This is a genomic window from Blautia sp. SF-50 (assembly GCF_900101315.1).
Lineage (GTDB): Bacteria > Bacillota > Clostridia > Lachnospirales > Lachnospiraceae > Blautia_A > Blautia_A fusiformis.
Window position 1 is genome coordinate 91,785 of record NZ_FMUW01000002.1, and the last position, 13,074, is coordinate 104,858.

Below are 13,074 nucleotides of genomic sequence, written 5' to 3' on the forward strand. Positions count from 1 at the left end.
GAATCTTTTGCTGCCGGTAAATTTATATAGATTTTATATTTATTTAAGAGACCATTTCTTGCGTACCTTTGTATCGTGTGCTATCATAAGTGTATTAAAAGAATTAATACACTTAATACACAGATTACAGAGAAAGGAGCGTCGTATGTTATTCTTGGACTATCAGGACAGACGTCCCATTTACGAGCAGATCGTAGAGAAATTCCGGATGCTGATCCTGTCAGGAGCTGTGGAGCCATCTTCCAAGATGCCGTCTGTGCGGCAGCTGGCCGTGGAATTATCCATCAATCCCAATACCATCCAGCGGGCATATATGGAACTGGAGCAGCAGGGGCTGATCTGTCCGGTGAAGGGAAAAGGCAGTTTTGTCACAGACAGCGGCAGGATCAGGCAGATCGGTATGGAAGAAACCTTAAGTGAGCTGAAAAAGATCACAGAAAAGGGAATGGCTCTGGGAGTAGGGGAGGAAGAAATGATCGGTGTGATCCGCTTATGCTATAAGGAGGGAAACAATGATTGAGATAAAAAACTGCAGCAAAGCTTTTGGTAAGATACAGGCAGTAAATAAGGTCACCATGGATATCGGGGAACGGGAGGTTTTTGGACTGATTGGCTCCAACGGTGCGGGAAAAAGTACTCTGCTCCGTATCATGGCCGGGATCATCCGTCAGGACAGAGGAGAGGTGCTGATGGATGAAGAACCGGTTTTTGAAAATGAAAGGATCAAAGAGCATTTTTTCTACATCCCGGACGATGCATATATTCCGGCAAATTACAATGCTCTGGACATGGCAGAATTTTACCGTTGTATTTATCCGGGATTTCAGCAGGCGCGTTTTGAGACAATGATGAAGCAGTTTCATCTGGATGGAAAACGAAAAATCAGCACTTTTTCCAAGGGAATGAAGAAACAGCTTCTGGTGATCCTGGGAATCAGTACAGGAACGAAATATCTGTTTTGTGATGAAACCTTTGATGGCCTGGACCCGGTAATGCGCCAGGCAGTAAAAAGTATTTTTGCATCGGAGATCATGAGTCGTGAATTTACGCCGGTGATCGCTTCCCATAATCTCCGTGAGCTGGAAGATATCTGCGATCACATCGGGCTTCTTCATCAGGGAGGAATTCTCCTTTCCAGAGATCTGGAGGATATGAAATTCCACATCCATAAGATCCAGTGTGTACTTACTGACAAAAAGAAAGAAGAAGAATTAAAGAAAGAGCTGGAGGTTTTGAAAACAGAGCATCAGGGCTCCCTGTTGCTTATTACTGCAAGGGGAACAAGAAGAGAGATCATGGAGAAGATACAGGCAAAAAATCCTCTTTTCTGCGAAGTGCTCCCACTGACTCTGGAAGAAATATTTATCAGCGAAACGGAGGTGGCAGGCTATGAAGTCAAAAATTTATTCCAGTGAGTATATGAAATCCTCTTCTAAAGGACAAAGATGGATCCCGGCATTTGCCATGATCGCATTTCTCCTTGCATTTCCGGTAGCGGAACTTATTCTGATGGGAAAATGGAATGAGCGCAGTTATACTCAGAGTCAGCTTTCCTATCTGTATTCCAGCCTGTGGAGCAGTGACTTTCTCACAATGGGAGCAGCTGTGGCTGCGGTAACCGCATTTTTGGCAGCAGTAAGCGGCTTCTGGTATCTGTATTCCCCGAGAAAAGTGGATTTCTATCACAGCCTTCCGGTAAAGCGAAGTGCACTGTTTCTGCACAGAGTATTGTTGGCTGTTCTTTATTATCTGGTGCCATATGTGATCATGGAATTTGCTGCGGTATGCATCGGGGCAGCCAGAGGATATTACAGCCTTTCCATTATGAAAAAGGCACTGATCCTGCTGGTGCTCCATCTCCTGATGTATCTTCTGGTGTATTTTTCCACAGTGCTGGTGATCGCCTGCACCGGTACCATGTTGATGGGAGCACTTGCATGGGTAGGGCTGTTTACCTACAGTATCGTTCTGGCAGTGATGCTGCAGTTAAGCGGACATTTATTTTTTGATACCTGGTACGAGGGCAGTTACGGAATTCTGGCAGCAGTGCGGAATCTGGGATCTCCTCTTATGGTGATCGTAAGCTTTATAGATAGATACAGCAGCGGAAGCTTTGGAAAGCAGTTGCTGATACTGATCCTCACGCTGTTTATCATGGCAGCACTTTCCTGGATGGCATTTTGCAGACGAAGGTCAGAGAATACCGGAAAAGCTCTGGTATATACCTGGATGGAGCCGGTCTTAAGTGCCCTGCTCACAATACCATCCGGACTGGGGATCGGTCTGATCTTTTATATGATTCCGGAAGATTCATCCAAAACAGCATGGTGGATCTTCGGAATGATACTGGGAACGATCCTGGTCCATGGAATTCTGGAAGTGATCTATGAAATGGATTTTCGCAGATTTTTCCGCAGAAAAGTGCAGCTTATGATCCTTGGAGGTGTTGTGGCAATCTGTGCGCTGACCATGAAAATGGATCTTCTGGGATATGACAGTTATTTTCCGGCTTATGACAATCTTCAGGGAGTTGTGATAAATGTAAGCAATCTTTCATATACAGAGCAGCTTTGCAATGTGGAAAAAAAAGAAAACGGAATCTATAAGATCCGGTATACTGCCACCTCAGACAATAGTTCCGGTCTGCTGGATCAGCCGGTGATGAAAAGTAAAGCATTATATAACAGTCTGAAGGATATCAGGCTTCAGAATGAAAAAGGAAAAAAATCAGGAAGGCGCATGTATGTGCGCTACATAAATAAACAGGGATTCAGTGTATGCAGAGGCTATATTGTATCCTCTGCACAGGCACAGAATCTTATGGAAGCCCTGTATGATGAGCAGACATGGAAAGAAGACAGATATTCATTTTTCCAGCTGGACAAACAGTATCTGAAAGAGGTTACCGGTATTTTCTGTGACGGAGATATTCATTCTTTATTTGAAAAAAATGCAGAGAAGCGTCAGGCACTGGCAGAGGCACTGAGAAAGGACATTCTGGAAAACGGCGGTCAGACAGTAAAAGACCAGCCATGTGCAATGCTGATGTTCGATTATACGGGAATTCCGTCAGAAGGCTACATGGATGAAGGGGGAATGAATGTACCGGCTGTGCAGGAAGGAGAGAATGTGTCCACATCCGTTCTGGTGTATCCGTCATATAAGAGAACACTTGCAATTTTGGAAGAAACAGGATATCCTCTTTCTATGGATGAGCTGTCTGTTGAGTATATTGATGTTTATTACTTCAGCTCCGAAGCTGCCGGCGAAGATGATGAAGCTTTTTCCGACACTGAGCCCATTTCGGATCTTGAAGAAACAGATAACGGTTATAAAGTCCGTTACGATAAAAAGGAACAGCTGGAAGCTCTGAAAAAATGTATCCGTCCATCACAGCTGGTAAACGGATGGACTATCTGGAATGCAGATGCCACAATGGAAGTGGTTCTGGAAGGACAGGAGAGCACCGGCGGGGATTCCGGACTTTATATGACATTTACCGGAGAGATCCCGGATTTCATCAAAGCAGATGCAAAGGCAGCCCATGTAACAGAATGGGAGGTAAATGATTAATGGAAAAACCAGTCCGGCTGGATAAATTTCTGGCAGATGCCGGCGCAGGTACAAGAAGCGAGGTAAAAAAATACATACAGAAGGGTCAGGTGCAGGTTAACGGGAAATCTGTGAAGAAACCGGAGCTGAAAGTAACAGAAGAAGATCAGGTGGTTATGAACGGGCAGGAGATCCATGCTGCACCGGAATATGTATACTATCTTTTTAACAAGCCGGCAGGCTGTGTCAGCGCAACGGAGGACTTCAGAGATAAAACGGTTCTTGACTACATTGAAGAGAAAGACAGAAGAAAGGGTCTTTTTCCGGTGGGACGCCTGGATAAAGATACAGAAGGCTTTCTTCTGATCACAGATGACGGTCCTCTGGCACACGAGCTTCTTTCTCCGAAAAAGCATGTGGATAAGACCTACTATGCAAAAGTATCTGGGAAAGTGACAGAAGAAGATGTCGTGAAGCTGGCAGAAGGCGTGGATATCGGGGAAAAAGATCTCACACGACCGGCAAGGCTGGAGATCCTTTCTACCTGGGAGTCCGGTACAGAATCTGCAGAAGCCGGTAAGAATTGGGAATCTGAGATCCGACTTACTATCCACGAGGGAAAATTCCATCAGGTAAAACGGATGATGGAGGCACTGGGAAAAAAAGTAACTTATTTGAAAAGACTATCTATGGGGCCGCTGGCGCTTCCTTCAGATCTTCCGACAGGAAAATATCGTTCGCTCACCGAAAAAGAGCTGGAGCTTCTGAAGTCTGCCGGAAACCGCTGAAAAACAGAAAAAAATTGGAAAAATCCCCTTTACATAAGGGGATTTTCTATGCTATAATTCAGAAGTTGCAAAAATAAGCACGCACGGCGATTCTATAAGGATGGTGCCCTACGGTGTGAGGATGGGTCCAGAGAGAAGGCGACCTGTGCGGAAGAATTTAACCAAAAAGGAGAAAAGACATGAGCGTTATTTCAATGAAGCAGCTTTTAGAGGCAGGTGTTCATTTCGGACATCAGACAAGAAGATGGAACCCTAAAATGGCTCCGTACATCTACACAGAGAGAAATGGTATCTATATCATTGATCTTCAGCAGTCTGTAGGAATGGTTGACGATGCTTACAATGCAGTAGCAGATATCGTTGCCAACGGTGGACACATCCTTTTCGTAGGAACTAAGAAACAGGCTCAGGATGCTATCCGTACAGAGGCAGAGCGTTGTGGAGAGTTCTTCGTAAATGAGAGATGGCTTGGTGGTATGCTTACAAACTTCAAGACAATCCAGAGCCGTATCGCAAGACTGAAAGAGATCGAGACAATGGAAGCTGACGGAACATTCGACGTACTTCCTAAGAAAGAAGTTATCGAGCTTCGCAAAGAGCTTGTTAAGCTTCAGAAGAACCTTGGCGGAATCAAAGAGATGAAGAGAATCCCGGATGCTATCTTTATCGTAGATCCTAAGAAAGAGAGAATCTGCGTACAGGAGGCTCATACACTTGGAATCCCGCTTATCGGTATCTGCGATACTAACTGTGATCCGGAAGAGCTTGACTATGTGATCCCGGGAAATGACGATGCTATCCGTGCAGTAAAACTCATCGTTTCCAAGATGGCTGACGCTGTTATCGAGGCTAAGCAGGGAACTGCTGAGGCAGATGGCGAGATCGAGGCTGAGTCTGAGGAGTTTGCAGCTACAGAGGAATAATTCGTATAAACAGAATATTTCAGGAGGAAACGAACAATGGCTATTACAGCAGCACAGGTAAAAGAGTTAAGAGAGATGACCGGCGCCGGAATGATGGATTGTAAGAAAGCTCTTACATCTACAGATGGTGATATGGATAAAGCAGTTGAGTTCCTGCGTGAGAAGGGTCTTGCTACAGCACAGAAGAAAGCAAGCCGTATCGCAGCAGAGGGTCTTTGCAAAACTCTGGTAACAGAGGATGGAAAGAAAGCAGTCGTTGTTGAGGTTAATGCTGAGACAGACTTCGTTGCAAAGAACGAGAAGTTCCAGGGCTATGTTGCAGATGTTGCAGCACAGGCACTTAACACAACAGCAGCTGATATCGATGCTTTCCTTGCTGAGGCATGGGCACTTGATACAACCAAGACTGTAAAAGAGGCTCTTGCAGCTCAGATCGCAGTAATCGGCGAGAACATGAACATCCGTAGATTTGCTCAGGTTGAGGAGCAGAACGGATTCATCGCTTCCTACACTCATATGGGTGGAAAGATCGGCGTTCTTGTAGACGTTGAGACAGATGTTGTTAACGATGCTGTTAAAGAGATGGCTAAGAACGTAGCTATGCAGATCGCAGCTCTGAAACCGCAGTACACAAGCGACAAGGAAGTAAGCGCTGACTATATCGAGCATGAGAAAGAGATCCTTATGGCTCAGATTCAGAACGACCCGAAGGAGTCCCAGAAACCGGCTAAGGTTATCGAGGGAATGATCACAGGACGTATCAAGAAAGAGCTCAAAGAGATCTGCCTTCTTGACCAGACATACGTAAAAGCAGAGGACGGAAAACAGTCCGTTGCTAAATACGTAGAGCAGGTAGCAAAAGAGAACGGCGCTAAGATCCAGATCAAAGGCTTCGTTCGCTACGAGACAGGCGATGGTCTTGAGAAGAAAGAAGAGAACTTCGCTGAGGAAGTTGCAAAGCAGATGAACGCATAATCTTACAGTTCGCATAAGAATTTGAATCGTAATTTTATCATGTAAATCAATGAAAAACCTTGAATTTCCTATGAAAATGGGATGATTCAAGGTTTTTTTGCGTATTGGGGAATAAATTCGAGACTGTGAGAAAAAGTCTGTAAATAAGATTCTTCTATGATATGCAAGGGTGGCAAGCCTGAAAATCAGGCTTCTCACCCTTGTTTTATATATAACAGTGGTAGGGCGGTGGAATTTAAATAAAAAATTTACACTTTACAAATAACAGATAAAGTATTAAAATAAACAAAAGATATCTTCAGGGCAGGGTGTGATTCCCTACCGGCGGTAGAGCCCGCGAGCCGAAAGGCATGATCCGGTGAGATTCCGGGGCCGACAGTATAGTCTGGATGGAAGAAGATGATAGTACAGTTGATTTTTGTATGAATGAATGTAGTATCAGAGCTCTGAGATGGTGATCCATTTCAGAGCTTTTTATGTAGGAAATAATCAGACATTCATTTATTGATCATATGTAACAGATCAATTCCACCCTGCAGATATTTCTGCAGGCTTTTTTTGTATTTGGCACATCGTTTTCGAAATAAATATACCACTCACTTGTCTGTGAATCCGATTGCACAGGTCTAAAAGCCTCGGCGTACCAGGCAAAGAACAGGAATAAGAAAGAAGGAATAAAAATGACGGATCAGGAATATATGCTTCGGGCGATCCAGCTGGCCAAAAAAGGAGAAGGCTGGACGAATCCCAATCCGATGGTAGGGGCAGTGATCGTAAAAGACGGAAGGATCATTGGGGAAGGCTATCATAAAAAGTATGGAGAACTTCATGCGGAACGTAATGCAATTGCTTCCCTCACAGAATCAGCAGAAGGTGCGGTGATTTATGTTACGCTGGAGCCTTGTTGTCATCATGGAAAAACACCTCCATGTACGGAAGCGATCATTGAACAGAAGATCAGAAAAGTGGTGATCGGTTCCCGGGATCCGAATCCGAAAGTGGCAGGAAAAGGTGTACAGATGTTAAGGGAAGCCGGTGTAACAGTAGTTGAAGATTTTATGAGAGAAGAATGTGATCAGCTGAATCCGGTGTTTTTCCATTATATTACTACGAAAACCCCATACGTGGTGATGAAGTATGCCATGACACTGGATGGGAAGATTGCAACGAAGACAGGAGCATCAAAATGGATCACCGGAGAAGCGGCAAGAAAAGAAGTACAGCATATGCGGCATCAGTACATGGGGATCATGGCAGGTATTGGAACTGTGCTTGCAGATGATCCGATGTTAAACGTCCGGGTAGAAGGCTGGAAAAGTCCTGTCAGGATTGTGTGCGACAGTAAGCTCAGGATCCCGCCGGACAGTCAGATCGTAAAAAGTGCGGAAAAGTACCGGACGATCGTGGCTTATGCAGATCAGAAAAATACAGAAGAAAAAATAAAAATATTACATACCATGGGAGTTGAGACCATTTACTGTCCCGATGAAAAAAATCAGATAGACCTTAAGAAGCTGATGGCAGATCTTGGAAACAGAGGCATTGACAGCATTCTCCTGGAGGGAGGCGGTACGTTAAATGACAGTGCCCTGCGAGCCGGAATTGTAAAGGAAGTACAGGCTTTTGTGGCACCAAAGCTGTTTGGTGGTGTGGCCGGGAAGACACCGGTAGAAGGTATCGGAGTTGAATTCCCGTCTGAAGCAGTAGAACTGAAATATACAGATATCTGCCAGATCGGTGAGGACATCCGGATAAGATGTCAGGTGTGTGAGAAAAAACAGGAGGAATCATGTTTACAGGAATCGTAGAAGAGAAAGGAAAAGTCCGTTATATACAGCTGACAGGAGAATCAGGGATCCTGGCAGTGAAAGCCCGGAAAGTCCTAGAAGGGACAAGGATCGGTGACAGTATTGCTGTGAATGGTGTGTGTCTGACAGTTACGTCGATCCAACCGGACGGATTTACTGCCGATGTGATGGCAGAGACGATCAGAAGAAGCAGTCTTGGCAGTTGTAAAGCTGGAAGCCAGGTAAACCTGGAACGTGCAATGGCTGCAGATGGTAGGTTCGGGGGACACATAGTAAGCGGCCATATTGATGGGACTGGAGTGATACGTTCCATGCTCCGGGAAGAAAATGCCATCTGGGTATCAATTGAGACATCGCCACAGATCTTGCATCTGATCGTGGAAAAAGGATCCGTTTGTATTGATGGGATCAGCCTGACAGTTGCAAGGGTTGATGAAGCTGGTTTTCAGGTGTCGGTCATTCCACATACAGGAGAAGAAACCACCCTTTTGGAAAAGGTGCCGGGGGATCTGGTTAATCTGGAAAATGATGTGATTGGAAAATATGTAGAAAAATTGCTTGGCATCAAAAAAAACGAAGAAGAGAAAAAAGAATCCGGAATTACGATGGAGTTTCTTGAAGAATTCGGGTTTTAGAACAGGAGGATATACACTATGTCACAAAATTATCAGTACAACACAATTGAAGAGGCACTTAGGGATCTTAAGAAAGGAAAAATAATTCTGGTCACAGATGATCCGGACAGAGAAAATGAGGGAGATCTGATATGTGCGGCAGAGTTTGCAACCCGGGAAAATATTAATTTCATGGCGACTTATGCAAAGGGTCTTATCTGTACACCGATGAGTGCAGAAATTGCGGCGAGATTGAACTTTCCGCCGATGGTTGCTGAGAACACGGACAATCACAGTACAGCATTTACCGTGGCAGTGGACCACGCAGATACAACCACCGGTATCTCTGCGGCAGAACGCTCCTATACCATTATGAAGTGTGTGGATGATCAGTCAAAACCGGAGGATTTCAGAAGACCGGGACATGTATTTCCGCTTATTTCCAGAAAAGGCGGGGTTCTGGTACGAAATGGCCATACGGAGGCAACAACAGATCTTATGAGACTTGCCGGACTGAAAGAATGCGGCGTGTGCTGTGAAGTTATGAAAGAAGATGGCACTATGATGCGTACATCACAGCTATGGGAAATGGCAAAAGAGCATAACCTTACATTTATTACGATTCGTGATCTGCAGGATTATATAAGAATACATGAAAAGCATGTAAAGGAGGAAGCAGCTGCAAACCTCCCAACGCAGTACGGTGATTTTAAAATGTATGGCTATATCAATGACATTACAGGAGAGCATCATCTGGCACTGGTAAAAGGTGATCTAGGAGATGGTGAGGATGTGCTTTGCCGTGTACATTCGGAGTGCCTGACAGGAGATGCATTCGGATCGCTCAGATGTGACTGCGGCCTGCAGCTGCAGACAGCGATGCGCCAGGTAGAGGCGGAAGGCAGAGGGATCATTCTGTATATGAGACAGGAAGGCAGAGGGATCGGACTGATCAATAAGATCAAAGCCTATGCGCTTCAGGAACAGGGATACGATACCGTGGAGGCTAATGTGAAGTTAGGGTTTGCACCGGATCTCAGAGAGTACTGGGTTGGGGCGCAGATACTGTCAGACCTTGGTGTGAAATCATTAAGATTACTGACCAATAACCCGGATAAAGTCTATGGGCTTGGCGAATTCGGGCTGAAGATCAATGAGAGAGTACCATTGGAGATTCCGGTACAAAAGTATGACCGGAAGTATATGAAAACGAAGCAGGAAAAGATGGGTCATATTTTTAAAGAAATAAATTTATAAAAAACAGCAAATAGCAGGAGGAAGAAAAAATGAGACAGATCAATTTAGTAGAAGGAAAAGTAGTAGCACCGGAGGGAATGAAGGTTGGTATCGTGGCAGCGAGATTCAATGAGATCATTGTGAATAAATTATTGGGAGGGGCAGTCGACGGACTGGTAAGACATGGAGTAGAAGAAGAGAATATTACTGCAGCATGGGTGCCGGGAGCATTTGAGATTCCGCTTACAGCACAGAAAATGGCACAGTCAGGAAAATATGATGCAGTTATCTGCGTGGGAGCTGTCATTCGTGGAGATACTTCACATTATGATCTGGTGTGCAATGAATCTGCCAAGGGAATCGCACAGGTTGAACTTGCAACAGGGATCCCGGTCTTATTCGGAGTGATCACGACTGAGAATATAGAGCAGGCTATTGCGCGTGCAGGAAGCAAAGCGGGAAATAAAGGCTATGACTGTGCGTTATCTGCGATCGAGATGGTCAATCTGATGAAGCAGCTCTAATAGATAGGAAAATAAATGATGACAAAAACGATCATATTCGATTATGATGGAACGATCCATCATACCATTGGAATCTATGAACCGGCATTTCGTGAAACCTATCAGTGGCTGACAGAACAGAAGGCTGCAGAAGAACGGGAGATAGGCTCGGCGGAAATTGCCGGCTGGCTGGGATTTAACAGTAAGGAGATGTGGAATACATTTTTGCCGGAGCTGGATCAGAGCTATAAAGAGCAGGCGAGCAGGATGGTAGGAGAACTGATGGTCAGACAGATCAGGAAGCATAAGGCAGTGTGGTATCCGGGAGCAGAGGAGATGCTTACAGTCTTGAAGAACCGGGGATATCATCTTGTGATCTTAAGTAACTGTAAAGCTTCCTATCGTGAGGCGCACTGGAAGGAATTTGGGATGGAACGATGGTTCGATCATTTTTATGACTGCGAATCGTATGGATTCCGTCCAAAGACAGAAATTGTGCAGGAAATCATCCGGGAATGTACAGGCCCTTATCTGGTGGTCGGAGACAGGAGGCAGGATCTGGAATGTGCCAGAGCCTGCAAAAGCCCATTTATAGGATGCCTGTATGGATATGGTGAGAGCGGGGAGCTGAACGGAGCAGATCGTCTTGCAGAACATATAGAGGATATACCACAGTTGGTGATATGAGGATGAGCTCAGCTTAATCCGAAAGCAAAAGCTGTACACTGACAGAAGGCATAGGACTGACGGGAACGGCATAAATATTATAAAAATCCGAAGGATCCTGAAATATGATTTCCCTCAGTCTATGTATGATCGTAAAAAATGAAGAAGCAGTTCTTGAGAGGATCTTGAAGCCGGTTTCTCAGGTGATGGATGCGATCCTGATCGCAGATACCGGTTCTTCAGACAGAACAAAAGAGATCGCGGAGCAGTATACGTCGCAGGTGTTTGATTTTCCCTGGTGTGATGATTTTTCTGCTCCGCGTAATTTTCTTCTGGAAAAAGTCCGCACCGATTACTGGATGTGGCTAGATGCGGATGATGTCCTGGATGAAGAAAATCTGGAAAAACTGAAGAGTCTTAAAGAAACTCTGGATCCCGGAACAGATGTTGTAATGATGGAATATGCGGCAGGGTTTGACCAGAGCGGGAGAACAACATTTTCTTATTTTCGGGAGCGGATAATGAAAACATCCAGAAATTTTAGATGGAATGGGGCAGTTCATGAAACTGTGATTCCGGAGGGAAATATCATTTATTCAGATGTGGTGATCCGGCACCGGAAATGTGGAAAAGGTGATCCGGACCGTAATCTTCGCATTTATGAAAAAATGCTGGCAGGAGGAGAAACGCTGGAACCCAGACATCAGCTTTATTATGGGAGAGAACTGTATTATCATCAGCGTTATCCGGAGACAGAGGCTGTGTTGGTGGAGTTCCTGAAAAATCCATCCGGATGGCTGGAAAATAAGATCGATGCCTGTTTTGTACTTGGACAGTGCTACCGGAAAATGGGAGAAAAAAAGTACGCACTGGAAGCTTTTCTGTACAGTCTGACTATGGATGTGCCGAGGGCGGAAATCTGTTGTGAGGTCGGAAAGATTTTTCTGGAAAGAGAGCTTCCCAGACAGGCTGGCTATTGGTATGGGCAGGCGCTTACTGTGCCGTCAGATAAGAAAAAATGTGGATTTTTTATGGCTGAGTGTCATGGATTTGTGCCATATATGCAGCTTTGCGTTTGTTATGATAAGATGGGATGTCCGGAGCAGGCATTCTTTTTTCATAAGAAAGCGAAGGGACTGAAGCCGGAAGATCCGGGAGTATTGTATGACCAGAAATATTTCTGGGAAAAATATGGTCTGGTATAAAAGAAAAGATATCTTTATTATATTTTTCCTGGCAGGGTACAAGCTTGCGGGGATCCTATGCACAGGTAAAAGCTGTTGTCATATACTGTAGGGAAAGTTATTTTCCTATGAGGTGATCGAAGAATGCTGTTCAGGCATCGAAAACGTAAGGAAATGGAAATGCAGCAGGACAGTCATGAGGATTTGTCCTGTATGTCCTGTTATGGAAATCATAGTTCCTGTGGATGTGACAGATGTGGAACAAGAGGCTGCCCAGGCCCTGTGGGACCTACAGGACCAACCGGTCCCAGAGGCTGTCCGGGAGTTCCGGGTCCTATGGGTCCTCAGGGACCGCAGGGGGAACCGGGAATACAGGGATATACGGGAGCCACGGGTCCCGCTGGAGCCACTGGTCCAGCGGGAGTCATCGGTCCGACGGGAGCAACAGGAGCCACCGGTCCGGCAGGAGTAACAGGTCCGACGGGAGCAATGGGAGCGACAGGAGCAACAGGAGCCACTGGTCCAGCGGGAACGACGGGGGTAACAGGTCCGGCTGGTGCGATCGGAGCCACCGGTCCAGCAGGTCCAACAGGAGCCACTGGTCCTGCAGGAGCAGCCGGAGCCACCGGCCCTGCTGGAACAGTAACCCCGGCAGCTGCTGTTGGAAATGCAACAACGGTAGATGATATTGTGGAGGATTTTAATGCACTTCTTGCAAACCTTCGTGATGCAGGACTCCTGGAAAGATAGTGAAATGATAAACACACGTTACTGTGCGGCTGCGTATTTTATGCAGCCGCTGCATATTCTCCATAAAAATATTTC

At 45.5% G+C, this 13,074-nt stretch carries 13 protein-coding genes and 1 riboswitch; all 13 genes read left to right on the forward strand.

Annotated features, from left to right (window positions below; all coding sequences use genetic code 11):
* Positions 1-145: 145 nt before the first annotated feature.
* Complete coding sequence (locus tag BLP57_RS01705) at positions 146-520, forward strand: GntR family transcriptional regulator (RefSeq protein WP_092068887.1); 375 nt, start codon at positions 146-148, stop codon at positions 518-520.
* Positions 513-1,415, forward strand: a complete 903-nt coding sequence (locus BLP57_RS01710; RefSeq protein WP_059085567.1) for an ABC transporter ATP-binding protein — start codon at positions 513-515, stop codon at positions 1,413-1,415. The genes BLP57_RS01705 and BLP57_RS01710 overlap by 8 nt, the downstream gene beginning before the upstream one ends.
* Positions 1,390-3,573: a DUF6449 domain-containing protein gene (locus BLP57_RS01715; RefSeq protein ID WP_092068890.1), complete on the forward strand. Its 2,184-nt coding sequence runs from the start codon at positions 1,390-1,392 to the stop codon at positions 3,571-3,573. Before BLP57_RS01710 ends, BLP57_RS01715 begins: the two co-directional genes overlap by 26 nt.
* Positions 3,573-4,340, forward strand: a complete 768-nt coding sequence (locus tag BLP57_RS01720; protein ID WP_021650398.1) for a pseudouridine synthase — start codon at positions 3,573-3,575, stop codon at positions 4,338-4,340. Before BLP57_RS01715 ends, BLP57_RS01720 begins: the two co-directional genes overlap by 1 nt.
* 179 nt (positions 4,341-4,519) lie before the next feature.
* A complete protein-coding gene (gene rpsB / locus BLP57_RS01725) occupies positions 4,520-5,263 on the forward strand; it encodes a 30S ribosomal protein S2 (protein ID WP_044960678.1) in 744 nt (247 codons plus the stop codon).
* A gap of 36 nt (positions 5,264-5,299) precedes the next feature.
* Positions 5,300-6,238 (forward strand): translation elongation factor Ts, encoded by a 939-nt coding sequence (gene tsf / locus BLP57_RS01730; protein WP_092068893.1) that lies wholly within the window; start codon positions 5,300-5,302, stop codon positions 6,236-6,238.
* 290 nt (positions 6,239-6,528) lie between these two features.
* Positions 6,529-6,643: riboswitch (FMN riboswitch) on the forward strand.
* A gap of 275 nt (positions 6,644-6,918) precedes the next feature.
* A complete protein-coding gene (ribD, locus tag BLP57_RS01735; RefSeq protein WP_092068896.1) occupies positions 6,919-8,046 on the forward strand; it encodes a bifunctional diaminohydroxyphosphoribosylaminopyrimidine deaminase/5-amino-6-(5-phosphoribosylamino)uracil reductase RibD in 1,128 nt (375 codons plus the stop codon).
* Positions 8,028-8,681: a riboflavin synthase gene (gene ribE / locus BLP57_RS01740; RefSeq protein WP_092068900.1), complete on the forward strand. Its 654-nt coding sequence runs from the start codon at positions 8,028-8,030 to the stop codon at positions 8,679-8,681. The genes ribD and ribE overlap by 19 nt, the downstream gene beginning before the upstream one ends.
* Positions 8,682-8,699: 18 nt before the next feature.
* Positions 8,700-9,917, forward strand: a complete 1,218-nt coding sequence (locus tag BLP57_RS01745) for a bifunctional 3,4-dihydroxy-2-butanone-4-phosphate synthase/GTP cyclohydrolase II (RefSeq protein WP_092068903.1) — start codon at positions 8,700-8,702, stop codon at positions 9,915-9,917.
* A gap of 29 nt (positions 9,918-9,946) precedes the next feature.
* The gene (gene ribH, locus BLP57_RS01750) at positions 9,947-10,420 is read left to right on the forward strand and encodes a 6,7-dimethyl-8-ribityllumazine synthase (protein ID WP_006427673.1); all 474 of its coding nucleotides are present in this window, start codon (positions 9,947-9,949) and stop codon (positions 10,418-10,420) included.
* A 15-nt stretch (positions 10,421-10,435) separates the two neighbouring features.
* Positions 10,436-11,086, forward strand: coding sequence for an HAD family hydrolase (locus tag BLP57_RS01755; RefSeq protein WP_092068906.1), 651 nt, complete (start codon positions 10,436-10,438; stop codon positions 11,084-11,086).
* Between the two features lie 104 nt (positions 11,087-11,190).
* Positions 11,191-12,270 (forward strand): tetratricopeptide repeat-containing glycosyltransferase family 2 protein, encoded by a 1,080-nt coding sequence (locus BLP57_RS01760; protein ID WP_092068911.1) that lies wholly within the window; start codon positions 11,191-11,193, stop codon positions 12,268-12,270.
* 123 nt (positions 12,271-12,393) lie between these two features.
* The gene (locus BLP57_RS18490) at positions 12,394-12,999 is read left to right on the forward strand and encodes a hypothetical protein (RefSeq protein WP_092068914.1); all 606 of its coding nucleotides are present in this window, start codon (positions 12,394-12,396) and stop codon (positions 12,997-12,999) included.
* The last annotated feature ends 75 nt before the right edge of the window (positions 13,000-13,074 follow it).